Annotated in this window: 20 protein-coding genes and 2 pseudogenes; 8 read left to right on the top strand and 14 right to left on the bottom strand. The window is 60.5% G+C overall.

Annotated features, from left to right (window positions below; genetic code table 11):
• Positions 1-38: 38 nt before the first annotated feature.
• Positions 39-917, bottom strand: coding sequence for a Tim44 domain-containing protein (locus tag GIR22_RS00670; RefSeq protein WP_154741424.1), 879 nt, complete (start codon positions 915-917; stop codon positions 39-41).
• A gap of 225 nt (positions 918-1,142) precedes the next feature.
• Complete coding sequence (uvrD, locus tag GIR22_RS00665; RefSeq protein ID WP_154741423.1) at positions 1,143-3,326, bottom strand: DNA helicase II; 2,184 nt, start codon at positions 3,324-3,326, stop codon at positions 1,143-1,145.
• A 269-nt stretch (positions 3,327-3,595) separates the two neighbouring features.
• Between uvrD and GIR22_RS00660 the strand changes: the two are divergent.
• From GIR22_RS00660 to GIR22_RS00650, 3 genes and pseudogenes are all read left to right on the top strand, one after another.
• Positions 3,596-4,873: pseudogene (locus GIR22_RS00660) on the top strand (putative bifunctional diguanylate cyclase/phosphodiesterase); the annotation flags it as partial.
• Positions 4,874-5,037: 164 nt separating this feature from the next.
• The gene (gene hexR, locus GIR22_RS00655; protein ID WP_133100690.1) at positions 5,038-5,904 is read left to right on the top strand and encodes a transcriptional regulator HexR; all 867 of its coding nucleotides are present in this window, start codon (positions 5,038-5,040) and stop codon (positions 5,902-5,904) included.
• A gap of 136 nt (positions 5,905-6,040) precedes the next feature.
• Complete coding sequence (locus GIR22_RS00650; protein ID WP_154741422.1) at positions 6,041-6,244, top strand: PA3496 family putative envelope integrity protein; 204 nt, start codon at positions 6,041-6,043, stop codon at positions 6,242-6,244.
• Here the strand turns inward: GIR22_RS00650 and GIR22_RS00645 are convergent.
• Positions 6,189-7,148, bottom strand: a complete 960-nt coding sequence (locus tag GIR22_RS00645; RefSeq protein ID WP_154741421.1) for a LysR family transcriptional regulator — start codon at positions 7,146-7,148, stop codon at positions 6,189-6,191. The two genes, GIR22_RS00650 and GIR22_RS00645, sit on opposite strands and share 56 nt — an antisense overlap.
• Before the next feature lie 196 nt (positions 7,149-7,344).
• Between GIR22_RS00645 and GIR22_RS00640 the strand changes: the two genes are divergently transcribed.
• Together GIR22_RS00640 and oadA are read left to right on the top strand one after the other, a co-directional pair.
• Positions 7,345-8,760, top strand: coding sequence for an acetyl-CoA carboxylase biotin carboxylase subunit (locus GIR22_RS00640; RefSeq protein WP_178122009.1), 1,416 nt, complete (start codon positions 7,345-7,347; stop codon positions 8,758-8,760).
• Between the two features lie 101 nt (positions 8,761-8,861).
• A complete protein-coding gene (gene oadA / locus GIR22_RS00635; RefSeq protein ID WP_154741420.1) occupies positions 8,862-10,670 on the top strand; it encodes a sodium-extruding oxaloacetate decarboxylase subunit alpha in 1,809 nt (602 codons plus the stop codon).
• A gap of 105 nt (positions 10,671-10,775) precedes the next feature.
• Here the strand turns inward: oadA and GIR22_RS00630 are convergent, their stop codons facing one another.
• Both GIR22_RS00630 and GIR22_RS00625 read right to left on the bottom strand, forming a co-directional pair.
• Complete coding sequence (locus GIR22_RS00630; protein ID WP_154741419.1) at positions 10,776-12,116, bottom strand: autotransporter outer membrane beta-barrel domain-containing protein; 1,341 nt, start codon at positions 12,114-12,116, stop codon at positions 10,776-10,778.
• 110 nt (positions 12,117-12,226) lie between these two features.
• Entirely contained in the window at positions 12,227-15,184 is a 2,958-nt protein-coding gene (locus tag GIR22_RS00625; RefSeq protein ID WP_154741418.1) for an autotransporter outer membrane beta-barrel domain-containing protein, read from the bottom strand.
• Between the two features lie 166 nt (positions 15,185-15,350).
• Here GIR22_RS00625 and GIR22_RS26175 point away from each other — a divergent pair.
• Positions 15,351-15,446 (top strand): annotated as a pseudogene (locus tag GIR22_RS26175) (transcriptional regulator); the annotation flags it as partial.
• A 3-nt stretch (positions 15,447-15,449) separates the two neighbouring features.
• Here GIR22_RS26175 and GIR22_RS00620 read toward each other — a convergent pair.
• Together GIR22_RS00620 and GIR22_RS00615 are read right to left on the bottom strand one after the other, a co-directional pair.
• Positions 15,450-16,280, bottom strand: coding sequence for an amino acid ABC transporter permease (locus GIR22_RS00620; protein WP_154741417.1), 831 nt, complete (start codon positions 16,278-16,280; stop codon positions 15,450-15,452).
• Positions 16,277-17,098: a transporter substrate-binding domain-containing protein gene (locus tag GIR22_RS00615; RefSeq protein ID WP_178122008.1), complete on the bottom strand. Its 822-nt coding sequence runs from the start codon at positions 17,096-17,098 to the stop codon at positions 16,277-16,279. The genes GIR22_RS00620 and GIR22_RS00615 overlap by 4 nt, the downstream gene beginning before the upstream one ends.
• Positions 17,099-17,208: 110 nt before the next feature.
• Between GIR22_RS00615 and GIR22_RS00610 the strand changes: the two genes are divergently transcribed.
• Complete coding sequence (locus GIR22_RS00610; RefSeq protein WP_154741416.1) at positions 17,209-18,117, top strand: homocysteine S-methyltransferase family protein; 909 nt, start codon at positions 17,209-17,211, stop codon at positions 18,115-18,117.
• 123 nt (positions 18,118-18,240) lie between these two features.
• On the opposite strand, the gene GIR22_RS00605 is transcribed toward GIR22_RS00610, so the two are convergent.
• From GIR22_RS00605 to GIR22_RS00595, 3 genes are read right to left on the bottom strand one after another with little or no spacing between them, the layout of a single operon-like run.
• Positions 18,241-18,912, bottom strand: coding sequence for a GNAT family N-acetyltransferase (locus GIR22_RS00605; RefSeq protein WP_154741415.1), 672 nt, complete (start codon positions 18,910-18,912; stop codon positions 18,241-18,243).
• A gap of 10 nt (positions 18,913-18,922) precedes the next feature.
• Positions 18,923-19,369, bottom strand: a complete 447-nt coding sequence (locus tag GIR22_RS00600) for a GNAT family N-acetyltransferase (protein ID WP_154741414.1) — start codon at positions 19,367-19,369, stop codon at positions 18,923-18,925.
• Complete coding sequence (locus GIR22_RS00595) at positions 19,366-20,001, bottom strand: FMN-binding negative transcriptional regulator (protein WP_154741413.1); 636 nt, start codon at positions 19,999-20,001, stop codon at positions 19,366-19,368. Before GIR22_RS00595 ends, GIR22_RS00600 begins: the two co-directional genes overlap by 4 nt.
• A 103-nt stretch (positions 20,002-20,104) precedes the next feature.
• Here GIR22_RS00595 and pdxR point away from each other — a divergent pair, with 103 nt between their 5' ends.
• Positions 20,105-21,655: a MocR-like pyridoxine biosynthesis transcription factor PdxR gene (gene pdxR / locus GIR22_RS00590; RefSeq protein WP_154741412.1), complete on the top strand. Its 1,551-nt coding sequence runs from the start codon at positions 20,105-20,107 to the stop codon at positions 21,653-21,655.
• Positions 21,656-21,666: 11 nt separating this feature from the next.
• Here the strand turns inward: pdxR and GIR22_RS00585 are convergent, their stop codons facing one another.
• From GIR22_RS00585 to GIR22_RS00570, 4 genes are all read right to left on the bottom strand, one after another.
• A complete protein-coding gene (locus GIR22_RS00585) occupies positions 21,667-22,758 on the bottom strand; it encodes a polyamine ABC transporter substrate-binding protein (RefSeq protein ID WP_154741411.1) in 1,092 nt (363 codons plus the stop codon).
• Positions 22,755-23,795 carry a histone deacetylase family protein gene (locus GIR22_RS00580; protein WP_154741410.1) on the bottom strand — a complete coding sequence of 347 codons (1,041 nt, stop codon included), beginning with the start codon at positions 23,793-23,795 and terminating at the stop codon, positions 22,755-22,757. The genes GIR22_RS00585 and GIR22_RS00580 overlap by 4 nt, the downstream gene beginning before the upstream one ends.
• 156 nt (positions 23,796-23,951) lie before the next feature.
• Entirely contained in the window at positions 23,952-24,944 is a 993-nt protein-coding gene (locus GIR22_RS00575) for an AraC family transcriptional regulator (protein WP_154741409.1), read from the bottom strand.
• Positions 24,945-25,005: 61 nt separating this feature from the next.
• Positions 25,006-25,992 carry an asparaginase gene (locus tag GIR22_RS00570; RefSeq protein WP_154741408.1) on the bottom strand — a complete coding sequence of 329 codons (987 nt, stop codon included), beginning with the start codon at positions 25,990-25,992 and terminating at the stop codon, positions 25,006-25,008.
• Positions 25,993-26,018: the final 26 nt, after the last annotated feature.

The following is a 26,018-nucleotide window of genomic DNA, read 5'->3' as shown; positions in this document are numbered from 1 at the left end:
CGGGGTTTCCGTTACTGCGTGCTCAAAGCGTTTGGGGATCAACCGTTCTGGCGGATACCGGCTACGAGCCAAGGCTGGTTCTCGCCTTGTGGACGTTCCATGTTCCAGCTTTCGCTGAACACTTCGCCCTGATCGAAGCGCGAGGTCTTCGATAGACCGCTGAAGGTCAGGGTGGCGATGGTCTTGTCGGCGCGATCATCCACACCTTCCAGCTGTACGCTCAGGTCGTCGATGTAGGTCGACTGGAAGGCGTCGCCCAGGTCGGCACGTTCGCGCTTGAGGAACTCCAGCAACTGTGGGGTCACGAACTCGGCGATCTTGTCCATTTCGTTGGCGTCCCAGTGTTGCTGCAGGGACTGGAAGTGGTTGCGTGCTGCTTCAACGAAACGCTCTTCATTGAACCAGGCGGGTGCATTGATAACCGGACGAGCGGCAGCGGGTGCAGCCGAGCCACCGAAAATCGAACCCATGGCAGGCTTTTGCTCGAACACTTCACGCTGCATCGGTGCACCGGCGGGTGCCAGGTGCTCCTGCTGCTTGCGACGACGGGCGGCGATAAAGCGGAAGATCACAAAGGCGATGACCGCCATGATCAGGATGTCGAATATCTGCATGCCCTGGAAGCCACCGCCCATGAACATGGACGCGAGCAAGCCACCGGCCGCGATACCGGCCAGAGGACCCAACCAGCGCGAAGCACCGCCGGCTTTGGCAGCAGCACCCGCGGCACCGGCAGCACCTGCGGTCGCAGCGGCTCCGCCGGCCCCGGCGGCCCCGGCGGAGGGTGCCATTTTGCTGCTTTGGTGGCTCGGCGCCGAGCCCATGCTTTTGCCGCCACCAAAGCGCTTGGCGTTGGCGTCGAGGCTCATCGTCAGGCCGATGCACAACGCCATGGCGATGCTAAGAAAACGTTTCATAAAGGGAATTCCCATTTGTGGATTGCACGCGCGCCATGTTGCACAGGTGTGATGTCAGTGGCTAGCGGCATAATGTTTCGGGCTTTTGCGTAAGACCGATACAGAGTGATCTGTAGGACGTATTACAGATATTGGCCCGCCGGCGGGAAAAACAAGGGCAGGGACCTGACTCTTGTAGGCGCGAGGCTGATCATTCCCACGCGCGTGGGAACGATCACAGGGGCGTCAGACGGCTTCGAGCTTGGCGTAGCCCATCATCAGCCACTTGCTGCCTTCGGCGAAGTTCACCTGCACGCGAGCCTGGGCACCGGCGCCTTCGAAGTTGAGGATCACGCCTTCGCCAAAGATCGCATGCTTGACCTGTTGGCCAAGGCTGAACGGGGTTTCCGGGATTTCCGAGCCGGCGAACAGGCTGCTGGAGCTCTGCTGCTGACCACCACCGAACGGTCGACTGACGCTGTTGGACAGCCGCACTTCCTGAATCAACCCTTTCGGCACTTCCCGTACGAAACGCGACACCTTGTTGTAGGTCTCGCTGCCGTACAAGCGGCGAGTCTCGGCGTAGGTCATCACCAGGTTGTGCATGGCGCGGGTGATGCCGACATAGGCCAGGCGGCGTTCTTCTTCGAGGCGGCCCGGTTCTTCCAGGCTCATCTTGTGAGGAAACAAGCCTTCTTCCATGCCTACCAGGAATACGTAGGGAAATTCCAGGCCCTTGGCGCTGTGCAGGGTCATCAGTTGGACGCTGTCTTCGTGCTCGTCGGCCTGGGTGTCGCCGGCTTCGAGCGAGGCATGGCCCAGGAAAGCGGCCAGCGGCGACAGATCAGCATCGTCTTCGCTGTTTTCGAATGCGCGGGCGGCGCTGACCAACTCCTCAAGGTTTTCTACCCGGGCCTGGCCTTTCTCACCTTTTTCCGCCTCGTGATAGGCGATCAGGCCGGATTGCTCGATTACTGTCTGGGTCATCAGGTGCAGGGGCATTTCCATGCACTTGGCGGCCAGGTTCTCGATCAACTCGACAAACACGCCCAAGGCACCAGCGGCGCGACCAGTCAGGCCTTTATTCGCCACCAGCAAGCGTATGGCTTCCCACATCGATACGTCGCTATGGCGCGCATGCTCGCGGATCGCCTCGACGGTTTTCTCACCGATGCCACGGGCCGGGATATTGATCACTCGCTCCAGCGCCGCATCATTGCCGCGGCCCTCGAGCAGGCGCAGGTAGGCCATGGCGTTCTTGATTTCCGCCCGTTCGAAGAAGCGTTGGCCACCATAGATGCGGTAGGGAATGCGCTCGCGCAGCAAGGCCTCTTCCAACACTCGGGATTGGGCGTTGGAACGGTACAAAATGGCAATATCGCTGCGGGCCAGGCCGGTTTTCAGGGCGCTTTCGATGGTTTCCACCACGTAGCGCGCTTCATCGTGCTCGTTGAAGGCTGCGTACAGGTTGATCGCGTCGCCTTCACCACCGTCGGTCCACAGCTCTTTGCCCAGGCGCCCGGTGTTGTTGGCGATCAAGGCGTTGGCGGCCTTGAGAATCCCGGCGGTGGAGCGGTAGTTCTGTTCCAGGCGAATGGTCTCGGCGTCTGGAAAGTCTTCGGAATATTGGTAGATGTTTTCGATTTTCGCGCCACGCCAGCCGTAGATCGACTGGTCGTCATCGCCCACCACCATCAGGCTGTCGCCGCCCTTGGCCAGTAGGCGCAACCAGGCGTACTGGACGGCGTTGGTGTCTTGGAACTCGTCCACCAGGATATGGCGAAAACGCTTCTGGTAATGGGCCAGCAAGCCCGGATTATCGCGCCATAGGTCAAGGGCACGCAGCAGCAGTTCGGAGAAGTCGATGACGCCGGCACGCAGGCAGGCGGCTTCGTACGCTTCATAAATGCTGCGCATGGTGGCCAGGAACAGGTCGCCGCTGGCCTGGATGTGTTGCGGGCGCAGGCCTTCGTCTTTCTGGCCGTTGATGAACCACTGGGCCTGACGGGCAGGCCAGCGTTGTTCGTCCAGGCCCAGCTCGCGGATCACCCGCTTGACCAGGCGTTGCTGGTCGTCGCTGTCGAGAATCTGGAAGGTCTGGCTCAGCCCCGCTTCCTGCCAATGGGCGCGCAACAGGCGATGCGCCAGGCCGTGGAAGGTGCCAACCCACATGCCGGCGGGGCTGATGCCCATCAACTGCTCGATGCGATGACGCATCTCGGCAGCGGCCTTGTTGGTGAAGGTCACCGACAGAATCGAGTGAGGCGAGGCGTTTTCAACCTGGATCAACCAGGCGATACGGTGCACCAGCACTCGGGTTTTACCGGAGCCGGCACCGGCCAGGACCAACAGACGGCCAACGGGGGCCGCTACGGCCTGGCGTTGGGCATCGTTGAGGGAGTTCAGCAAAAGGGAGAGATCATCGCGCATCGGCGCATTCTAGGGTGCCGAGGGAAGGGGGGCAAATCCCAATGCCGGGTGGTCGAAGGAAAACCCACAATCGGCTTCTAAAGATGACCGTCTGGTCATCCGCCACAACCCGCGGCCTGTCTCGCTCAGCCTCTCTGGCTCGAAGGTTTGCGGCGATTCATTGACGATTTTTTATAATCCGCAGCCGTTTGGTCTAGCCGTTTGCTTGTGTATGCTCCGTCGACGTTTCGGGCTCACCATTATAAGAACACAGCCTATGACCCTTAGCTCTGACCTGTCTGGCTAACCGTTCGCTGTTCCGCGAACGCCTGCGCGAAGCTCATCAGCGGGTGCGCCAGGGAGGACGTAGGCTGGCTTTGCTGCACATCAACCTGGACCGCTTCAAGCTGCTGAACGACAGCCTGGGCCATGAAGTTGCCGATCAGTTGTTGCAAAAAATAGCCCGGCGTCTCATTAACGCCCTGCCAGAAGCCGACACCATTGCCCGCCTCTCGGGGGATGAATTCGCGGTGTTGTTCGACGCCTACGGCAACTTGTCGAGCCTGGCACGGGTGGCGACTCGCCTGCTGGCCAAGCTGCGAGTGCCGGTGACGGTGGAAGGGCATGAGTTGGTGGTCAGCGCCTCAATGGGCGTCAGTCTGCTGCCATATAATGCGCGGGAAATTTCTGTGCTGGTCAGCCAATCGAACATGGCCATGCAGCACGCCAAGCACTTGGGTGGCAACAACTTCCAGTTCTACACCGACAGCCTGAAAGCCCGCACCCTGGAGCGTTTGCAGTTGGAGAATCAACTGCGCAAGGCCATTGAAGAGCACCAGCTCAAGGTGTATTACCAACCAAAACTGTGCCTGGCCACTGGCCAAATGAACGCTGCCGAGGCGCTGGTGCGCTGGGATCATCCGCAATGGGGCAGCGTGCCTCCCGGTGACTTTATCGGGCTGGCGGAAGAAACCGGGCTGATTGTGCCATTGGGCGAGTTTGTCTTGCGCCAGGCCTGCTGGCAGGCGTGCGAGTGGCAGCGCCAGGGGCTTGCGCCGGTCCGCGTATCGGTCAATCTGTCGGTGCATCAGTTGCGTCAAGGCAAGCTGATCAGCCTGGTGCGGCAAGTGCTCGAAGAAACCGGCCTGGCGCCGCAGTGCCTGGAGCTGGAGCTGACGGAAAGCCAGTTGCTCGACAGCGTTGAACACATCATTTCTACCTTCCAACAGCTGCGGGACCTAGGGGTGAAACTGGCCATCAACGACTTTGGCACCGGCTACTCATCCCTCAGTTATCTCAAGCGCATCCCGGTCGACTACGTGAAGATTGACCAAGCCTTTATCCGTGGCCTGGGCCAAGGTCGTGAGGACGCGGCGATTACCCGGGCGATTATCGCCATGGCCCATGGCCTGGCCCTCAAGGTGGTGGCCGAGGGTGTGGAAGATCAACTGCAGCTGGATTTCCTGCGGGCCGAACAGTGCGACGAGGTGCAGGGGTATTTGATCGGCCAGCCAATGGAGGCGGACGCCTTGGCGGATTTGTTACGAAAAAATAGCCAACCGCTGTAGCCGCTGACACAGGCCGCACCAGCGGCTACAAAGAGTGCATCCGCCAAAATAGGGGGTAGCAGGGTGATTAAGTGATGCATCGAACGGGCAAGCCGGCAATTCTTGTAGTATAACTACAAACTTGCTACATCCCTGGCGCTCGCCAATAACAAGAGTCCTGCCCTTTGAACCTGTTGCAACATATCGCCCAGTCGCGTCACCTGTTACGCAAATCGGAACTCAAGGTTGCCGATCACGTGCTGCTTGATCCTGCGGCTGTGATGCACAGTTCCATGGCTGACCTGGCCCACAGCGTGGGTATTAGCGAGCCGACCATCGTACGTTTCTGTCGAGCTATCGGTTGCTCCGGATTCCAGGACTTGAAGCTCAAGCTGGCACAGAGCCTGGCGGCCGGTGCGAGTTTTGGACAGTTCGCGATTCACGAAGATGACTCCGTCGCCGACTACAGCCTGAAAATCTTCGACACCACCTTGCATACCCTCATGGAAGTGCGAGAGAAACTCGACCCGGTGGAGCTGCAGAAAGCCGTGACGGCCATGTCCCAGGCCCAGCGCGTGGAGTTTTACGGTTTCGGCGCTTCCGGGGCAGTGGCGGCGGACGCCCAGCACAAGTTTTTTCGCTTGCTGCTGACGGCAGCCGCCTACAGCGACCCGCACATGCAGGCAATGTCGGCAGTGACCTTGAAACCTACCGATGTGGCGATCTGTATTTCCCAGTCTGGGCGTTCCAAGGACCTGCTGATCACCGCTAACCTGGTACGAGAAAGTGGCGCGTCATTGATTACCCTGTGTCCGAGCCAGACGCCGTTGGCAGAGTTGTCGACGATCAACCTGGCGATCGACGTGCATGAAGACACCGAAATCTATACGCCGCTGACCTCGCGTATTGCCCACCTGGTGGTGATCGATGTGCTGGCGATGGGCGTGGCCATGGCTCGCGGTCCAAGCCTGGTCAACCACCTCAAGAGCGTCAAGCGCAGCCTGCGTAGCCTTCGCTTGTCGCCAAAATCCGTCAAAGCCCTCGACGACTAAAAGCTCAATACCGATGCTGATCGCTCCCACGCGCGTGGGAACGATCAAGATTCATCGTCCTGTAACCCTTGCGCCGCTAAACCGTCATCCCTTGTACCCATCCTGTACTTCCCGTACTCGCATTGGGAGACTCGAAATGGCCCGGCAATACGAAGACAGCACCGTCAAGACTCGTCGCCAGCAGGAAGACCAGCGTCGCATGGCGTTCCGTCGCGCAATTGAAGATCGCTGTGAGCAGCGCCAATTGCTCCAGGACACCACTGACTACCCGGAACTACAACTCGTCACGCACTGGCAGGCGCCAGTGGCTGCCCAGCGAAGCGCTCAGCCAGGGCGCTGATCTGCACTCGCTCGCTGCGGATAAAGCCCAGGAACGCATGGGCCACCGGTGACAGGCGCTTGGCCTTGGCCTGCACCAGGCACCAACTGCGGTACAGCGGCAGTTCTTCCACCGGCAGCTCCTTGAGCCCGCCGGTTGCCAGCTCCAGCTTCAAGGCGTGGCGCGTCAACAGGGCCACGCCCAACCCTGCGACCACGCATTCGCGCTGCGCTTCGGCCGAGGCCACTTCCACTGTCTGGGTGAAGTGCACGCGTTTCTCCTTGAAGTATTCCTCGCAGGCCAACCGCGTCCCGGAGCCGGGCTCACGCAACAGCAGCGTGTAAGGTTCAAGATCCTGCAGGCGCAACGGTCCTTGATGACTTAATGGGTGATCGGGCGGCGCCACGGCAACAATCGGATTGTTGAGAAACGGCAGGAATTCCAGGCCCATGTCCTGAGGCACCATGGACATGATCACCAAGTCATCGCGGTTGTCGGAGAGCCGGCGCACCACCTGGGCGCGGTTGACCACGGTCAGGTGCAGGTTGACCTCCGGGTGCTGGCGCTTGAAGGCGGCAAATAAATGCGGCACGAAATACTTGGCGCTGGACTCTACTGCCAGCTTCAACTGCCCTTGCAGCGAGCCCTGCATGTCCGAAAGCTGCATGTCGAGATTTTCCAGGCGACCGAAAATATCCCGGCTGGCCTTTTGCAGTGCTTCAGCGGCTTCCGTCATGTAGAGCTTTTTCCCGACGTAATCGAACAGCGGCTGGCCGACCAGCTCTTCCAACTGGCGAATTTGCAGGCTAACGGCCGGCTGCGTGAGTGACATTTCTTCGGCCGCACGGCTGTAGGAGCGCAGGTCACAGACTTCATTGAAAATTTGCAACTGACGCAACGTCATACGCATCAATGACTTACGCATATTTCTAACACCCCGACGGCCGTTGTTGCATCAACTATAAGTCTTTACTTATACACGACCCAATTATTATTGATTTTTGTTAATCCTTCAGGGGGCATAGTGTGTGTCACGCGACTGGCTTGAAACATTTTGTTGCCCGCGCGGGCTCGGTCAAGCGGGTCGAAAAAGGTAGCAATCGGCTCAAGGGAATTTCCAAGTGATAAAAAAGATCCTGATCGCCAACCGTGGTGAGATTGCCGTCCGCATCGTGCGGGCCTGTGCCGAGATGGGTATTCGTTCGGTGGCGGTGTTTTCCGACGCCGACCGCCATGCATTGCACGTCAAGCGTGCCGACGAAGCCCACAGCATCGGTGCCGAGCCCCTGGCCGGGTACCTGAACCCGCGCAAGCTGGTGAACCTGGCGGTGGAAACCGGTTGCGACGCGCTGCACCCCGGCTACGGCTTCCTCTCGGAAAACGCCGAACTGGCGGACATTTGCGTCGAGCGCGGTATCAAGTTCATTGGCCCATCGGCAGAAGTCATTCGTCGCATGGGCGACAAGACTGAAGCCCGCCGCAGCATGATCAAGGCCGGTGTGCCGGTGACCCCCGGCACCGAAGGCAACGTCGCGGATATCGCCGAAGCCCTGACCGAAGGTGACCGCATTGGTTACCCGGTGATGCTCAAGGCCACCTCCGGTGGTGGCGGTCGCGGTATTCGTCGTTGCAACAGCCGTGAAGAACTCGAACAAGCCTTCCCCCGGGTGATTTCCGAAGCCACCAAGGCCTTTGGCTCAGCGGAAGTGTTCCTGGAAAAGTGCATCGTCAACCCCAAGCACATCGAGGCGCAGATTCTCGGTGACAGCTTTGGCAGCGTGGTGCACCTGTTCGAGCGCGATTGTTCGATCCAGCGCCGTAACCAGAAGCTGATCGAGATCGCCCCAAGCCCGCAACTGACGCCGGAGCAGCGCGCCTACATCGGCGACCTGTCGGTGCGCGCCGCCAAGGCCGTGGGCTACGAGAACGCCGGTACCGTGGAGTTCCTGCTTGCCGAAGGCGAGGTGTACTTCATGGAGATGAACACCCGGGTGCAGGTGGAGCACACCATCACCGAAGAAATCACCGGCATCGACATTGTTCGTGAGCAGATCCGCATTGCCTCGGGCCTGCCACTGTCGGTCAAGCAGGAAGACATCCAGCACCGGGGTTTCGCGTTGCAGTTCCGCATCAACGCCGAAGACCCGAAGAACAACTTCCTCCCCAGCTTCGGCAAGATCACCCGTTACTACGCCCCCGGCGGCCCCGGTGTGCGCACCGACACAGCGATCTACACCGGCTACACCATTCCGCCTTACTACGACTCCATGTGCCTGAAGCTGGTGGTGTGGGCCTTGACCTGGGAAGAAGCCATGGACCGTGGCTTGCGTGCCCTGGACGATATGCGTCTGCAAGGCGTGAAGACCACCGCCGCCTACTACCAGGAAATCCTGCGTAACCCGGAATTCCGTAGCGGCCAGTTCAACACCAGTTTCGTGGAAAGCCACCCTGAGCTGACCAACTATTCGATCAAGCGCAAACCCGAAGAGTTGGCCCTGGCCATCGCCGCCGCCATTGCCGCTCACGCAGGCTTATGAATGAAGCAGCTGCAAGCTTTTAGCGGCAAGCGGCAAGTAAAAGCAGATTGGCTTTTTCTTGCCGCTTGTAGCTTGAAACTTGTCGCTATGAGGAGATACCCATGACTAAGAAGATCTTCGTTACTGACACCATCCTGCGTGACGCCCACCAATCGTTGTTGGCGACCCGCATGCGCACCGACGACATGCTGCCGATCTGCGACAAGCTCGACAAAGTCGGCTACTGGTCCCTGGAAGTCTGGGGCGGCGCGACCTTCGACGCTTGCGTCCGCTTTTTGAAAGAAGACCCATGGGAGCGCTTGCGCAAACTGCGTGCGGCCTTGCCCAACACGCGCCTGCAAATGCTCCTGCGTGGCCAGAACCTGCTGGGCTACCGTCACTACAGCGACGACGTGGTCAAAGCTTTCGTTGCCAAGGCCGCCGTCAACGGTATCGACGTATTCCGCGTCTTCGACGCCATGAACGACGTGCGTAACCTGCGAGTGGCCATCGAAGCGGTGAAAGCCGCCGGCAAACACGCCCAAGGCACCATCGCCTACACCACCAGCCCGGTGCACACCATTGACGCGTTTGTGGCCCAGGCCAAGCAAATGGAGTCCATGGGGTGTGACTCGGTGGCGATCAAAGACATGGCCGGCCTGCTGACGCCATACGCCACCGGTGAGTTGGTCAAGGCGCTGAAAGCCGAGCAGAGCCTGCCGGTGTTCATCCACTCCCACGACACTGCTGGCTTGGCCGCGATGTGCCAACTCAAGGCTATCGAAAACGGCGCTGACCACATCGACACTGCCATCTCCAGCTTCGCCTGGGGTACCAGCCACCCGGGTACCGAGTCCATGGTCGCCGCCCTTAAAGGCAGCGAGTTCGACACAGGCCTGGACCTGGGGCTGCTGCAGGAAATCGGCCTGTACTTCTATGCCGTGCGCAAGAAGTACCACCAGTTTGAAAGCGAGTTCACCGCTGTCGACACCCGTGTGCAGGTCAACCAGGTACCGGGCGGGATGATTTCCAACCTGGCCAACCAGTTGAAAGAGCAGGGTGCTCTGAACCGCATGAGCGAGGTGCTGGCAGAGATCCCACGGGTGCGCGAAGACCTCGGTTTTCCGCCGTTGGTGACCCCGACTTCGCAGATCGTCGGTACCCAGGCGTTCTTCAACGTACTGGCCGGCGAGCGCTACAAGACCATCACCAATGAGGTGAAGTTGTACCTGCAAGGCGGCTACGGCAAGGCGCCGGGGGAGGTGAATGAAAAGCTGCGTCGTCAGGCCATCGGCAGCGAGGAGGTGATCGACGTACGTCCAGCCGATCTGCTCAAGCCGGAAATGACCAAGCTGCGCGGCGAAATCGGCACGCTGGCCAAGTCCGAAGAAGACGTGCTGACCTATGCCATGTTCCCGGACATCGGCCGTAAGTTCCTCGAAGAGCGTGACGCCGGCACCCTGGCCCCGGAAGTGCTGTTACCGATCCCCGAAGCCGGCGGTGTCGCCCGTGCCGGTGGTGAAGGCGTGCCCACCGAGTTTGTCATCGACGTTCACGGCGAAAGCTACCGCGTCGACATCACCGGTGTCGGCGTCAAGGCCGAAGGCAAGCGTCACTTCTACCTGTCCATTGATGGCATGCCCGAAGAAGTGGTGTTCGAGCCACTCAACGAATTTGTCAGCGGCGGAACCAGCAAGCGTAAGCAGGCCAGCGAGCCAGGGCATGTCAGCACCGCGATGCCGGGCAATATCGTCGACGTGCTGGTCAAGGAAGGCGATGTGGTGAAAGCCGGCCAGGCTGTATTGATCACTGAGGCGATGAAGATGGAGACCGAAGTCCAGGCGACGATTGCCGGCAAGGTCACCGTCGTTCATGTGGCCAAGGGCGACCGGGTAAATCCGGGTGAAATCCTGATCGAAATCGAAGGCTGATTACAGCCTTCGATACACCGTTTAATCCTCGGGGGGGCATGTGCCCCCTTTTTTTTGCTTTGCCAACAGTGGGTATCAGGCTGTGGGCGTCCAGGCGTAGGGCAATTAGAAACCCATCTGCCACTGCCCCATCAACCCGTGGTTACGGCTGTTGCTGCCTGCCTCGGCGGTGTACGCGATGCCGAGGGTGTGGTTCCGGGAGAGTGCCAGGTCCAGGCCGGTGCGCAAGGCCAGGGTGTTTCGGTCCAGCGCGGTGCCGTCGATGGTGAATTCGCTGTTGATGCCCGTCCTATCAATCAAGCGCGACGATTGTTTCACGTTGCTGCTCACATCCCCGTAGAGGTGCTTCCAACTGGCACTCAGGTGTGGGGTCAGACTCATCCGGTTATCCAGCCGATAAAGGCTGCTCAGTCGCAGCCCGAAGGTACTGCTGAGATTGTCCTGGGTTTGCGCGCCGACATTCAGCGCAGCCATTCCTCCTTTTTCCTTGAAGCTGTCACGGTGGTAACGCTGGTACCCAAGGCTTGCAAAGGGTTCGGCGCTGAAGGCGTCCTTGCCTATCTGGTAGCCCATTTCGGCGAAAGCCGTTTGGCTCTGGGCGTTGTACTTGCCGCTCAGTTGCTCACGGTAGCTATAGAAATCAATGTCGACATTGCGCTTGTTCTCACCCGTGTGGCTGCTGTAGATCGCGCCCAGTCGCAGTGCGAGAGGGCCATCCTGGCGCACGGCATAACCGCCCAGGTGCCAGCTGTCCAGGGCAGCCACGAAGCGCTGGGCGCTGAAGTCATTGTCGGACTTGCCGCCCATCACGCCCACTCGCCAAGCATGATCGACGTCCCAGTCGGCGCCGATCAACACGCCTTGGGTGCTTTGCTGCAAGCCGGCACTGCCATGCTGGCTGTCGAGCCGGCCGCTGTTGCTCAGGCCTTTTACCCACAGTCGGCCATCGGCATCGTTTGGGCTGTCTGATGGCAGGTCATGGATGGCCGAGAGCAGCGTGTTGCTTATCTGTTGCACACTTATTTGGGTGGCGCTCGCCAGGTTGGCGTTCTGGCTGCCGGCCAGTTGCTCCAGGACCGCGCCGACCCGGCCCGGCGCCAGGCCGGCGAGATACCTGCTGATGTCACCCAATTCGTGCTCGTCCGTGGGGGTGAGCTTGCCAGCTTCGCGCAACTGGCCCACCGCAGCGTCTATCGTCTGGGCAAGGCGCTCTCCGTTACGGGTGGTCGCCTGTGACTTGAGGTAGAAATGGGCGGGGGCGGGATACGATACCGGCTGCTCGACCTTGTCATCGGCAACGTTCGAAAAGACTCGTTCCGAGAGTATTGGGTGACCGTTTGGCGACGCGTCCGGTCCCATATCGCCCCGCGCTTGGGCGTATGGAATGCTGACAGCCCCGAGAGCCATGGAGACAGCCAGTATGAGTTGTTTGTGAATGAATGGCATGCAATCCCAACCTCTTGATGAATGAGGCCGGGAATTTAGCGAGGTAAGCGGGTGAGAACTGTCAGGTACTTCACCCCTCGTTTGCGGGAGATGTCTCTAGTCTGGCGCGATTAAAAACTCATCTGCCATTGACCGATCAGGCCATGATTACGGCTGTTACTGCCTATTTCACCGCTGTAGCCGATACCCAGGGTATGCCGGACCGACAGACCCACATCCAACCCCGCTTCCACCAACAGGCTGTCGCGATCCAGGGCGCTGCCTTCGACATTGAACGCCGTGCCACCCATCAGGAAGGCCTGGCGCGTGTTGCTGTCGACATCGCCGTAGGTGTGTTTCCAGCCGGCGCTGACGCGTGGTGTCAGGCTGATGCCGTTTTCCAGTTGGCTCAGGTGCGCCAGGCGCAGGCCGAAAGTGCTGCTGAAATTGTCCTGGGTTTGCCCCTCGACCCGCAGCGCCGCGGCGCCACCTTTTTCGGTGTAGCTGTCACGGTGGTAGCGCTGATAACTGAGGTTGGCAAACGGCTCGACACTCAAGCGCCCGCTGCCCATGGCATAGCCCACTTCGGCGAAGGCTTGTTGGCTGTTGGCGTCGTAGTCCGCCTTGGGTCGATCGTTGAAACCGTTGAATGCCACCGTGCGTTTACTGTCTCCCTGATGCCCGCTGTACGCTGCACCCAGGCGCAAGGCCAGCGGCCCGCTTTGGCGCATCGCGTAGATGCCGGTGTGCCAGCTGTTGACGCTGCCATCCGCACCGCTGCTGTCCAGGTCGGTCTTTGAATATCCGCCCAGCACACCCACCCGCCATTCTGAGCCCAGCGCCCAATCGGCACCGAGCACGCTGCCCCTGGTACGTTGGGTCAGGCCGTTACTGGCGTGATCGCCGTCGAGCTTGCCGTAGCTGCCGATACCTTGCAGCCACAGGCGACCTCGGGCATTCGGGTCGTTGAGGTTACGGGCTTGGGCAGGGACGCCAGTGGCGGCGAGAGCCGGGGTATCTTCTGGCTCAACGCCCACCAGTAATCCTGCTCCGCCGCCCAATTGATGCATGGCCGCCAGCATGCTGTTGCCGACTTGGGAACTGGCGCCGAGGGTGGCACTGGTCAGGTTGGCGGTGCTGCTGCCTGCCAATTGTTCAATGGCCGCGCCTGCGGTGCCGGTGGTTGTGTTGAGCAGGGCGTTATACAACGCGTTGTTTTTGCCCAGGGTCGCCAGGCTGTTGGCGGCGCTGGCGCCGTTGCCGGTGTTGGCGAACTGGCTGAAGGCGACGTCGTTGCGGGTGTACGTCAGGTCGACCTGAGTGGGGCTGTAACTCAGGGTCGGGGTGAGGAAGGCATAGTCGCTGGTGACCTGACTGAACGTGCCATTGACGCTCCCGGCTTGCAGCACGGTGTACTGGCTTTGCCACGGGTATGTGCCTTCGCCGGGATTGATAGCCAGGGTGGCGCCATTGAGGTTGGCCGCACCGCCAACCTTGATCGGCGCACTGCTGCCGTCGGCGTTGACGCCATAGGCCAGGGTTGAGCCGCTGGTCATGCTCAGGTCGTGGGTAATGGTGGCGGTGCCCAGCGCCGTATTGGTTTGCAAGGTGCCCAAGACCCGCAGGCTGCCTACCGTGCCGCCGCCTGCGTAGATGCCGCCTTCGTCGACCGTTACATCACCGGCGATCCCGCCTTGGTTGATCAGTTTGGCACCGCTGGAGATTTCGCTGCCGTCGCTGAAGTCCCCGCTGCCGGTGAGGGTCCAGGTGCCTTGCTTGACGTCCAGCCATTCAAGGTTGCGACTGTCGCCGAAGCTGCCCCCGGCCGAGTCATCCAGGCTCAGGCGATCGTAACCGTCGCCGCCATCCACCACGCCGACAAAACGGCTGCCATGGCGCAGCGTCAGGCTGTCATCGCCGCCGCCCAGGTCGAGTGCCAGGCCGTTGCTGCCACGCAGGGTGCCGCCATTGACCACGGTATCGGCAAACCCACCGACAAACTTCACGCCAAAGCCATTCAGGCCCTCAATGGTGCCGTAGTTCTCCAGGGTGGTGGCCGCCAGGCCTGCACCGTTGCTACCGTCGTCCACCAAAATCGCATTATCGGCGCCGCTCACCCGTGCGCCGACACCGTTGAATACATAGCCGCCGCCCAGAGCGATGCCTTCACTGCCATTGGCAAAGCCGTTCTTGTCGACACCGCCGGCGCCAGCACCTTCAATCACCCCGTAGTTTTCGATATGCGCGATTTTGTCGATATCCACGCCATCGCCGTCGCCATCCGGTTGCAGCCCGGAAAACGCGCCGGTGATAGTGCCGTGGTTGATCACGCGGCCATCGCCATCGGAACCAAAGCCCGAGCCATTGCGGCCGATTACCGTGCCGTAGTTGGTCAGGGTCGCGCCCAGGTCGGTGGTGATGCCGTGGCGGCCACCGGAAATCGTCCCGTAGTTGGTCACGCTCACGCCGCTGGCGGAGTCGATATCGACCCCGTCGAACTTGTCATCCCGGGAGAACGTATCGCCGGTGGAGATCTTGCCATAGTTGGTGATGCTAGCGTTGGCGCCGGTTTTCATGCCGTCGCTGGTTTCGCCACGAATCAGTCCGCCTGCGCGGTTGATGATCGTGGTGACCACGCTGTTGCTGCGGATCGCGTCCAGGTCCAACCCTTGGCCGGTGCTGGAGTGAATGGTGCCACTGTTATCGATCAGCAGACTGCCGCTGGCGAACTCGCTGTCTATGCGCAGGGCATCGTTGGCGCCTTGGATCACACCGCTGGCACGATTGTAAATGCTGTAGTTGCGTGTACCCGCCAGGTCGCCCGAACTGTCGATGGCCCGTCCCTCGGTCGACGTGATCTTGCCCGCGTTCTCAATCAGCACGCCTTGGCCGCTGGTACCGTCCTTCAACTTGACGGCCACCTTGGTGGTACTGATGCTCCCCGACGCCGAGACCGTCAACGAATCACTGCCGCCCAGGCTTTGCGCGGTGCTGCTGGGTGTATCGAGCTGAATCGACTTGGCCGCAACGAGGCCGCTGCTGCTCAGCAGGGCGATAGCGAGCGCAAGACGATGGGGACGCGAGGGCATGGCGGACGACCTTGTTGTAGGAAGCGAGTCGACCTGTATAGCGGAGGGTGTTTACAGGAATATGTCGGTGAGGTTACGCAAAGGCGGATTTGCATTTTAATGCGTTGGCAGGACGCAATGATCCTGACGTTTGTCGAGCCGCAGAGCGGGTTTACCGGCCCGTGCCGGTTCGGCTAACCAGAGGCTGAAGTCGCTGAACGCGGAGCTTCGGCCCTTCGGTTTGCAGATGGGCGTGGTCAAGGTTCGACGCCAGATCTATTGACCTTCACCCCCGCCGTACATAGCCCTTGCCGTAATGCCGTTCCATGCGCGCCTGGATCAGTTCCAGGCCGAGGGACATGACCCAGTAAATGATTGCGGCCGTCGTGAGCATCTCGATGTAGCGATAGCTCGAGCGGCCGTAGGATTGCGCCAGAAACATCACTTCCCACACGCCCATCACCGAGATCAGGGACGAGTCCTTGAGCATGGAGATGAATTGGTTGGTGGCGGGCGGAATAATGGTGCGCATGGCCTGGGGCAGAGTGACGTGCCAGAAGATCGCGCTGTCGTGCATGCCCAGGGCCAGCGCAGCTTCCCGTTGGCCGTGAGGGACGCCGAGGATGCCGGCGCGGAAAATCTCGCTCAGGTACGCGCCGTAGTTCAGTGACAGGGCGATAACCCCGGCGGTGATGGCGCCGGGTACAAGGCCCAGTTGCGGCAGGCCGAGGTAGATCAGCAGGATCTGGATCAACAGCGGCGTGCCGCGAAAGAATGAAGCGTAAAAACTGGCAATGCCAAAGGCCACGGCACTCTTCGACAAGCGTCCCAGGGCGGTGATAAAGCCCAGCACCGACGACGCCGCAATCGAGCACAGGCACAGGAACACCGTCAGCGCCGCGCCTTGCAGGAAGCCGTTGGGCGCCAGGTGCAGGCCCACCAGGTTGGGCAGCTTGTCGAGAATGATCGAGAACTTCAGGTCAAAGCTCAGGAAGAAACTGGCGAATAGGGCGAACAGCGCCGCCCAGGTCAGATAAAGCCGCGTGCGAAAGCCCAGCAGCCGCTGCAGCGGCGTCTCGATCACGGACGGCTTGGAAGGAGGCTGGAACGCAGTCATTGGCTGATATCGGCGCCGATCCACTTCTGCGACAGCTGGCTCAAGGTGCCGTCCTGTTTGAGCTGCGCAAAGACTTCACGCACCTTGCTGTTCCACTGCGCGTCGCCTTTTTCGATGGCTACCGAATTGGGTTCCGAGTACAGCGGCTCGCCGGCGAGTTTGAAGCGCTTGTCCTGAGTCAGGCGCGGCTGGGCGGTCACCAGGTTGGTGAGGATTGCGTCCAGACGTACGCCGGCACCTAGACCCAAGTCCTGGAAGGCCACGTTATCAGTGTCGTACGGTGCGATTTGCACCTCTTCGAATGGATACTGAAGTTGTGTGTCCTCGGCGCCTTCAATCACCAGGTTTTTGTTCAGGTAGCTCTCATAGCTGGACGCGCTGGTGAGGCCGACTTTCTTGCCGCTCAGGTCTTTGGCGTTGTGGATGCGGTCGTCCTTGGCATTGACTACGATCACTGCTGGCGATGCGTAGTACTGCACCGGGAAATCAAACACTTCGGCGCGGGCCTTGCTCGGGGTCATGGAGCAGATGCAAATGTCGTAACGGCCGCTCCAGCGGCCTGCCGCGATCACGTCCCAGGACGGTGTTTCCAAGCGCAGTTTCACACCGAGCTTTTGCGCCACAGCCTTGGCCACATCGACGTCGAAGCCGTCGAGCTGGTTCTGCTCATTGAGAAACGAGAACGGCGGGTAGCTTTCCATCAGCACGCCCACCAGTTCTTTTTTTTGCTCAATGCGATCCAGGGTCGCCCCGCCAAAGGCTTGGGTAGAGGCGGCCAGAATCGTCAGGCCCAGGGCTAGCAGCGGTTTAAGTTTCACAATCGATACCTGAAAAAAGAGGTTGTTATTAACCGAGTGGTACGCATTAAATAGTTATAAGAACGACTCTCATAGTGAGTTATTTTCATAAGCATATGAGTAAACGCTATATGGACTCAGCAAGCACAGTAATTCTCGACGGCGGTATGGGCCGTGAGCTGCAACGCCGTGGCGCACCATTCCGGCAACCTGAATGGTCGGCACTGGCGCTGAGTGAAGCCCCGCAAGCGGTGGAGGCTGTACATGCGGCCTATATCCAGAGCGGCGCCGACGTGATTACCAGTAACAGCTACGCGGTGGTGCCGTTTCATATTGGTGAAGCGCGGTTTGCGCAAGAAGGCCAAGCCTTGGCTGCGCTGGCGGGTGAGTTGGCGCGACGGGCCGTGAAGGCTTCGGGCCAAGCCGTGCGTGTGGCCGGTTCACTGCCGCCGTTGTTTGGTTCCTACCGCCCAGACTTGTTTGAAGCGCAGCGCGTCTCGGAGCTGCTCACGCCGTTGGTGCAGGGTTTGGCGCCACATGTCGATTTGTGGCTGGCGGAAACCCAGAGTTCGATCGTCGAGGCGCAGGCGATTCATGCCGGCCTGCCACAGGATGGCAAACCGTTCTGGCTGTCGTTTACCTTGAAAGATGAAGACACCGACGAAGTGCCGCGCCTGCGCTCCGGCGAGCCGGTGGCGGACGCGGCCGAGGCGGCTGCGCAGTTGGGTGTGCAAGTATTGTTGTTCAATTGCAGCCAGCCGGAAGTGATCGGCGCAGCGATTGATGCCGCGCGCCAAACCTTCGAGCGCCTGGGGGTGACGATTCAAATCGGTGCCTACGCCAACGCCTTCCCGCCGCAGCCCAAGGAAGCCACGGCCAACGATGGCCTGGACCCGCTGCGCGAAGACCTCGACCCACCCGGCTACCTGCACTGGGCGGCCGATTGGCAGGCGCGTGGTGCCAGCCATTTGGGTGGTTGCTGTGGAATCGGGCCGGAGCATATTGCGGTGTTGGCGCAAAAACTTCGTAGCAACTTGTAGGAAAAGGTAACTGTAGGAGCGAGCTTGTTCACGAAGGTGGTGAACGATAACGCGGGTTCGCGGGTTGAACGCGGCGCTTTCGAGACTTTCGCGAGCAAGCTCGCTCCTACAATGGATGTGGTGTCAGGCCCGGCATTGCGCCAGGGTTCTCACCTGTCGATCGCCCTGCTGGTTTTCCGCTGACAACCACGCCTCGAACCCCGCTCCAATCGCTGGCCACTGGGAGTCGATCATCGAATACCACGCGGTATCGCGGTTCTGCCCCTTGACCACCATGTGCTGGCGAAACACCCCTTCAAAACTGAACCCCAGCCGCTCGGCCGCATATTTTGAGCGGGCGTTAGCGTTGTTGCATTTCCATTCCAGGCGGCGGTAGCCCTGCTCGAAGGCGTATTTGGCCAGCAGGTAAACGGCTTCGGTACTTTTCGGCGAGCGTTGCATCGGCGCGCCGAAGGTGACGTGGCCGATTTCGATACGGCCTTGGGTTGGGACGATGGACATCAGGCTGAGAATACCCTGCACCTCGCCACTTTCGCGGTCGATGACACTGAAAAAATACGGGTCGCTGTTGGCCGTGTGGTTGTTCAACCAGGCATCGAAGGCGGCGCGCTCGGAAAACGGGCCGTAAGGTAAATAGTCCCACAATTTAGGATCGGCGCCAGGGCCTTCGAGGGCTCGCCACAACCCATCGCCGTGACGGGGCGGGTCGAGTTTTTCCAGGCGGATGAAACGCCCTTCGATCAGTTGAACGGCAGGCGCGGCGACGCCTTTCCAGTCTGCCAGCGATGTCGACATGCGGTGCTCCTTAAAGGCCTTTGCGAAACTGGATCAAACCAGGACGTTCGGCGATGCGCTCGTAGAGTTGAATGGCGGTGGCGTTGCTCTCATGGGTCAACCAGTGGACCTTGCAGCAACCGTCGGCCTTGGCTGTGGCGTAGACACATTCGATCAACTGGCGGCCAATTCCGGTGCCACGCTGGTCCGGATCCACAAACAAGTCTTGCAGGTAGCAGGAGCGCTCGATGCTCCAGTTGGAGCGGTGGTAGATGAAGTTGACCATGCCTACTGCTTTGCCGGCCTGCCAGGCGAGGGCCGAGTGGGTCGGCTCGCTGGCGTCGAGCATCCGTTGCCAAGTGCTGGTGCTGACTGCATCTGGCAGTTCGGTGTTGTAAAAACGCAGGTATGCCTGCCACAGCGGCAACCACGCAGCGTGATCGGCGGCAGTGACTGGGCGGATGTCGAGCGGGCTCATACGGGCTCCTTGGGCATAAATCGCGCGAGGGTCTGGTCGCGCACATCGGGGCTGGCGGCCAGCCCTTCGCGCACGCCGGCGATGTCTGCTGCGCTGCGGTTCTGGCTGAGTTTGCGTTTGCCTTCCAGGCGCTCGACCGGCAGGGCGAAGCCGACGATAGCCTTGAGCATGCTGTCAATATAGTCGGCCGGAGCATCATTGACGCTCCACGGCTGGGCGCGGCCGGCTTCGTGGCGCTGGGTCAGGGCGCTGACCAGCTTGAGCAGGCGCTCCGCATCGGTGAACACCTCGGCCTTGCCATAAGCGTGGACCGCAAGGTAATTCCAGGTCGGTACGACTTTGCCGTGTTCGGCCTTGGCTGGGTAAAACGCGGGGCTGATATACGCCTCGGCGCCGGCAAAAATCACCAGCGTCTCGGCGCCGTTCTGTAGGTCTTGCCACTGGCGATTGGCCTTGGCCATATGCCCGTAGAGCGTGCCGTTCGGACCTTCATCAGGGTTGAGCAGCAGCGGCAAGTGGCTGGCTAGCAGGCCTTGCTCACCAAAGGTCACCAGTTGAGCCAGGCGCGTGTGCTGGATCAGTTGCTGGATTTCGGGCAAGTCGTCGAGGGCAAAGGCGCGGGGCGTGTACATGATTATTTTCCTTGGCGAATGCCTGCATCCTAGGCAGGCTAATGGTTCGTTGTAAGAGCCATCTTTGGTCCATTTCATAGGTCCAATTCGCGGAGTGTTTGCCATGCCGTTAGAGCCACCCTTGTCGTTCAACCCTGCCGGGATCGAGCTGGATCGGCGTCTGGGGCTGACACGCCAGTTGTATCAGGCCTTGCGTCAACGGGTGCTGGACGGGCGTCTGGTCAGTGGCACGCGGTTGCCGGCCAGCCGGGACCTGGCGGCGGCCCTGTCGATTTCCCGCAACAGCGTAGTCAGGGCCTACGATCAACTCTTCGCCGAAGGTTTCATTGAGGGCCGGGTCGGCGATGGCACGTATGTGGCGAAATTACCGACAACCGAAGGCGCGGTAAAAAAACTATCCACAAAACTGTCCACAGGGTTTTCAACAGGCTTATCCCCAACCTTATCCACAAATCGAGTGGATTTACCTGGGGATTCATCCAGAAAAGTTATCCACAGTCCGGTTATTGCCCGGTTGGAAAGTAACCATTTACCGTTGCCTCCCACCGGCCCGCCACGGGCGTTTCGCGTGGGCGTACCGGCCTTCGACCTGTTCCCGTTCGACGTCTGGGCCAAGCTGAGCGCGGCTTTCTGGCGCAAGCCGGACCTGCAACAACTGTGTTATGGCAATCCGGCAGGGGATGAGCGGCTGCGGAGCCTGATCGCGGCCTATTTGCGCAGTTCACGGGGCATGCAATGCACCGCTGAACAAATAGTGATCACCAGCGGCGCACAGCAGGGAATAAGCCTTTGTGCACAGTTGCTGGTGGCGCCAGGGGACACGGTGGCGATTGAAAACCCAGGCTACCGGGCGGCCGGGCATGCGTTCGCGATTGCCGGCGCAACACTCCACGGCGTGGCGGTGGACAGTGACGGCATCGACTGCACGGCCCTCAACGCACTCAGTGATTGCCGCCTGGCCTATGTCACGCCGTCGCATCAATACCCGACAGGCGTGGTCATGAGCCTGGCCCGGCGCCTGGAATTGCTGGCCTGGGCCGAGCGCAGCGGCGGTTGGATCATCGAGGATGACTACGACGGCGAGTACCGCTACAGCGGCGCGCCCCTGGCCCCGTTGGCGGCGCTGGACGGCAATGGGCGGGTGCTATACGTCGGCACGTTTGGCAAGGTGGCCTTTCCCGCGCTGCGCCTGGGTTACCTGGTGTTGCCGCCGGGATGTGTAGAAGCGTTTACCCGGCGCCGCGCTGTGGATGTCCGGCATTCGGAAGTCAGTACTCAGGCGGTGATGGCCGAATTTATGGCCGCGGGGCATTTCCAGCGGCATATCCGGCGCATGCGGCGCGCCGCGTTGAGTCGGCGTAATGCCTTGCTGGCCGGTTGGCCTGATGACCTGTCCGGAGTGGGCAGCCTGCCCAATGTGGCGGCTGGGTTGCACCTCACCGTGCCCGTGGACAGCCTGGCCCGTGAGCAGGAACTGCTGGCCCAGGCGCGGGCGGTGGAGGTCGAAGTCACCGGGTTGAGTAGTTATTGGCTACTGGACTCCAGCACCCCGCCGGATCAGCGCGCCGGCTTGGTGCTGGGGTTTGCGGCGGTGCCTGAAGCCGCCATCACCGAGGCATTGCTACGTTTGCGCAAGGCGTGGCAGACCCGTTAACGCAGCGATCCTCAGGTCCCGGACTTGATCTTGGTCCAGGCCCGGGTCCTGGCGCGCTCGGCCTTGCTGGCCAGCGGTTTCAAGGTGTACAGCGTGGCCATGGCAGCTTCGGTCGGGTACAGGTTGGGGTTGTTGCGAATCCCCGGGTCGACCTGTTCGGTGGCGTCCTTGTTGGGGTTGGGGTAGCCGACAAAATCACTGATGGGCGCGATCACTTGAGGTTGCAGCAGGTAATTGATGAAGGTGTAGGCGTCCTGCGGATTTTTTGCGCCCTTGGGAATGGCAAGCATATCGAACCAGATCGGTGCGCCCTCTTTGGGCAGGCGCATGTCCACGGTCACGCCGTTCTTCGCCTCTTTGGCCCGGTTGGCAGCCTGGGAAAAACTGCCGGAGTAACCAACGGCTACGCAGATGTCACCGTTGGCGATATCGGCCATGTATTTGGAGGAGTGAAAGTAGGTGATGTAGGGGCGGATCTTCATCAGCAGCGCTTCGGCTTTTGTATAGTCCTTGGGGTCGCTGCTGTTGGGGTCCAGGCCCAGGTGCTGCAAGGCCAGGGGCAGGATTTCCGACGGCGAATCCAGCAGTGCGACACCGCATTGCTTGAGCTTACTGATGTTCTCTTCCTTGAAGATCAGGTCCCAGCTGTCCACTGGCGCGTCGGCGCCCAGCGCGGCCTTGACTTTGTCGGGGTTGAAACCGATCAGGATGGTGCCGTACATGTAGGGCACGGCGTATTGGTTGCCCGGGTCGTTGGCTTCGATCAACTTCATCAGTTTGGGATCGAGGTGATTCCAGTTCGGTAACTGGCTGCGGTCCAGGGGCTGGAACACACCGGCTTCGATCTGCTTGGCCAGGAACACGTTGGATGGCACCACCACGTCGTAACCCGAATTGCCGGTCAGCAGCTTGGCTTCCAGGGCTTCGTTGGTGTCGAAGATGTCGTAGATCAGTTTGATCTGCGGGTTCTGGGCCTTGAAGTCTTCCAGGGCTTTGGGGGTGATGTAGTCGAACCAGTTGTAGACCCGCAGGGTTTTTTCTTCGGCGTGGACGCCTCCACCCAGGAGCGCGGCGCACAGGACCAGGGACTTGAGCATGTTCATTGCGCTGACCTCTCGTGTTCAAAGCCTTCGAGAACGTTCACGGCGTTGATGCCGATTTCTTCCACGGCGTAGCCACCTTCCATCACGAACAGCGTCGGTTTGCCCAGTTGGGCGATGCGTTGGCCCATGGCCAGGTAATCCGGACTATCGAGCTTGAACTGTGAGATGGGATCGTCCTTGAAGGTGTCCACGCCCAGGGACACGACGATCACGTCGGCCTGGTAGCCCTTGATCTCGTTGCAGGCCTGCTCAAGCGCGGCGCTCCAGGTATTCCAGCCTGAGCCGGCCGGCAGTGGATAATTGAAGTTGAAACCTTCGCCAGCACCTTCACCGAGCTCATCGGCATAGCCGAGAAAAAACGGAAACTCTGCTTCGGGATGCCCGTGGACAGAGGTGAAGAGCACGTCACTGCGCTCATAGAAAATCGATTGGGTGCCGTTGCCGTGATGGTAATCCACATCCAGGATCGCCACCTTCTTGCGGCCCTGATCGAGAAACGCCTGGGCGGCGATAGCGGCGTTGTTGAGATAGCAATACCCACCCATTAAATCGCTGGCGGCATGGTGCCCCGGTGGGCGGCACAGGGCGAAGGCTGCGTCTGCGCCTTGCTCAATGGCTTGCTGCGCGGTCAGCGCCACCTGAGCCGCGCTGTAGGCCGCTTGCCAGGTGCCGGCGGTGATCGGCGCGCCGCCGTCGAAGCTGTAGTAACCCAGTTGGCCATGCAGGCTGGTGGGCAAGATACGGCGCAAAGTACGGGCGGGCCAGGTGTAGGGCAGCAGGTCGCCCTCCTGGCCATATTCGGCCCAGCGCTGCCAGGCGCCTTGGAAGAAATCCAGGTACTGGTGGCAGTGAATGCGCTGCAGTGGTGCCAGGCCAAAGTCCTGGGGTGCTTGCACCGGGCCCAGCTCACGGTCCTTGACCCGTTGCAGCACGTGGTCGGCGCGGGAGGGCATTTCGAAGCAGGGCATCAGTTGCCCGTCCATCAATTCGCAACGGCCGTGGTGCAGATGATGATCGTGTGAGTAGATCGTCAGCATATTATTGTTCTCCGCAAGCTGATTGGGATGCCTTGCAGTGTTGCGGCGTGCAGGGTTTTGGAGAATGGCAGGAGCGGCCAAAAGGGGATCAATCTGGCCAACATGTGTGTCCGTTATTCGCCCCTCAATGAAGCGGGTGTGTCCACCCATGGTGCATCATGGCCGGAACTGACTGGGTGCTACACCGCTCCAGCGTACAAACGCATGTCGAAAGCTGGCGGTTTCGCTGAAGCCCAATTGCTCGGCAATGCGATAGATCGGCAGTTGCCCCTCGCCCAGCAACTGCTTGGCCTGTTCGAAGCGTAGCTCGTCCAGCAACTCCTGATAGCTGCAACCCAGGTCATTCAGGTGTCGGCGTAATGTTCGTGGCGAGCAATTCATCTGTTCGGCCAAGCCATCGATGCCGGGGGCCATGCTCAATTGCGCCGCGAGCAACAGGCGTATCCGTCCCAACCAAGCTTGGCGGCCGGTGAACTCAAGGTTCTGCTTGCGGCAGCGATCGCTCATGGCACGATGGGTGATGGTGTCGGCCAAGGGTAAGGGCTGATCGAGCCAACGCCGGTCGAAAGCGAAGGCGTTGGTGCTTGCTTCAAACTGCAAGGGACAATCGAAGCGTTCTGCATAGCGGGCCTGATAGTCGGGCGCGGGGTGCTCGAAACGGGCACCGAGCAGTGGCAAGGTTTGGCCGAGCAGGTCGTCGCAAATCACCTTGAGTGAGACCAGGCACAACTCGACATTGAATATGGCCATTGCCGGGGGCTCCCGATAATCGCCGGCGGTGAACCAGATACGTTGGCCATCTTCCACCAGGCTTAACTCAAAAAGTGTTCCCAACAGCGCCGGGTAGCGCAGCGCCAGGCGCAAAGCGTCACCGAAGGTGGCACTGGTCAACAGTGCGTAACCGAGCATGCCGTAGGACGACACATGCATGCGCTGGCCCAGTTCCAGGCCGATGTCCCGGCGCAAGGCCACGGCGTTGGCGCACACGCGCATCTCCTGATTGGTGGTGATGCGCGTGTCGGCGCGGCTCAGGTCGGCACTGCAGATGCCGCTGCCAGCCAGCAGTGCTTCGTGGGGTACGCCTGCGGCCTTGAAAGTGTCGAGTACCAGGGAGACGGCGTTGAGGGTGGTGAGATGAGAGTGAAGCATGGGGGCTTCCAGCCAAGGGTTGGCTGGAAGCGAGCAAGTTATATGCCGCAGCCGGTGACGATCAGTTCAGTTCACCACACAGGTCCAACTCAACTAGTCGGCGGACTTCGTCGGTTGCAAGTCCGGCACCGATCAATGCATTGAGCTTGCCGAAGGCTGCTTCACGGGTCATCCCGCCGCCCGACAACACGCCAACGCCACGCAAGCGGCTACCGGCTTCATAGACATCCAGCTCCACGCCGCCCTCATGGCATTGGGTGATGGCCACGACCACGATCCCCTGATCCCGGGCTTGCTTGAGGCTGGCGAGAAACGCCGGGTTATCGCTCGGCCCGGTGCCGCTGCCGAAGCACTCCAGCACCAATGCTTGAATGCCGCTATTGATCAAAGCGTCGAGTTGCGCGGAGCTAATGCCCGGTACCAGTGGCAGTACACCGACATTGGCGAGCCCTTTGTCGTGGCGATAACTCAAGGCCTGGGGCACCGGATCGGCCTTGGCCACGCCGCCATTGCGCTGCAGCGCGGCAAACGGATGCCGGCCAAAGCTGCGAATCTTCGCGCAGCGGGTCGGTGCCATCAGCGCGCCGTGGAAGAACAACTGCACACCAGGTGCCAGGCCTTCGCCGAGGGCGACCAACGCGCCACTGACGTTTTCCCAGGCATCGCTGTCGGGCACGCCGGCCGGCAACATGGAGCCGGTGAACAGTACTGGCGCCGGCAGGCCCAACAGTTGGAAGCTCATGGCGGCCGCGCTGTAGGCCAGGGTGTCGGTACCATGTAGGACAAGCACTGCGTCGCAGCCTTCATCCACCGCCTCGATCACGGCAGTGCGCAAGCGCTGCCAGTAGGCCGGGGTCATGTTGGCGCTGTCGATCAGTGGAGACATCTCGCGAAAACGCCAGGTGGGCACGTTGAGTTGCGGCTGGCTGGAGAGGAAGTCACTCATTCGCGCTTCAAAACCCGAAGCGGGGACCAGGCCGTTGGCACTGGCCTGCATGCCGATGGTGCCTCCGGTGTAGAGCACCATGACGTTATTTGATGGGGACATCGAACATTCTCCTGAATGAAAAACAC

The sequence above is a fragment of the Pseudomonas karstica genome (genome assembly GCF_009707515.1).
Taxonomy (GTDB): Bacteria; Pseudomonadota; Gammaproteobacteria; order Pseudomonadales; family Pseudomonadaceae; genus Aquipseudomonas; species Aquipseudomonas karstica.
Note: the sequence above shows the minus strand (reverse complement) of the source record. Positions and strands in the feature narration are given on the sequence as shown.

Excerpts from the sequence above, each read along its gene's own strand:
- GIR22_RS00670 (WP_154741424.1), bottom strand. The coding sequence starts at position 917 with ATGAAACGTTTTCTTAGCATCGCCATGGCGTTGTGCATCGGCCTGACG.
- uvrD (WP_154741423.1), bottom strand. The coding sequence starts at position 3,326 with ATGCGCGATGATCTCTCCCTTTTGCTGAACTCCCTCAACGATGCCCAA.
- GIR22_RS00650 (WP_154741422.1), top strand. The coding sequence starts at position 6,041 with ATGGCCCGGCAATACGAAGACAGCACCGTCAAGACTCGTCGCCAGCAG.
- GIR22_RS00645 (WP_154741421.1), bottom strand. The coding sequence starts at position 7,148 with ATGCGTAAGTCATTGATGCGTATGACGTTGCGTCAGTTGCAAATTTTC.
- oadA (WP_154741420.1), top strand. The coding sequence starts at position 8,862 with ATGACTAAGAAGATCTTCGTTACTGACACCATCCTGCGTGACGCCCAC.
- GIR22_RS00630 (WP_154741419.1), bottom strand. The coding sequence starts at position 12,116 with ATGCCATTCATTCACAAACAACTCATACTGGCTGTCTCCATGGCTCTC.
- GIR22_RS00625 (WP_154741418.1), bottom strand. The coding sequence starts at position 15,184 with ATGCCCTCGCGTCCCCATCGTCTTGCGCTCGCTATCGCCCTGCTGAGC.
- GIR22_RS00620 (WP_154741417.1), bottom strand. The coding sequence starts at position 16,280 with ATGACTGCGTTCCAGCCTCCTTCCAAGCCGTCCGTGATCGAGACGCCG.
- GIR22_RS00610 (WP_154741416.1), top strand. The coding sequence starts at position 17,209 with ATGGACTCAGCAAGCACAGTAATTCTCGACGGCGGTATGGGCCGTGAG.
- GIR22_RS00605 (WP_154741415.1), bottom strand. The coding sequence starts at position 18,912 with ATGTCGACATCGCTGGCAGACTGGAAAGGCGTCGCCGCGCCTGCCGTT.
- GIR22_RS00600 (WP_154741414.1), bottom strand. The coding sequence starts at position 19,369 with ATGAGCCCGCTCGACATCCGCCCAGTCACTGCCGCCGATCACGCTGCG.
- GIR22_RS00595 (WP_154741413.1), bottom strand. The coding sequence starts at position 20,001 with ATGTACACGCCCCGCGCCTTTGCCCTCGACGACTTGCCCGAAATCCAG.
- pdxR (WP_154741412.1), top strand. The coding sequence starts at position 20,105 with ATGCCGTTAGAGCCACCCTTGTCGTTCAACCCTGCCGGGATCGAGCTG.
- GIR22_RS00585 (WP_154741411.1), bottom strand. The coding sequence starts at position 22,758 with ATGAACATGCTCAAGTCCCTGGTCCTGTGCGCCGCGCTCCTGGGTGGA.
- GIR22_RS00580 (WP_154741410.1), bottom strand. The coding sequence starts at position 23,795 with ATGCTGACGATCTACTCACACGATCATCATCTGCACCACGGCCGTTGC.
- GIR22_RS00575 (WP_154741409.1), bottom strand. The coding sequence starts at position 24,944 with ATGCTTCACTCTCATCTCACCACCCTCAACGCCGTCTCCCTGGTACTC.
- GIR22_RS00570 (WP_154741408.1), bottom strand. The coding sequence starts at position 25,992 with ATGTCCCCATCAAATAACGTCATGGTGCTCTACACCGGAGGCACCATC.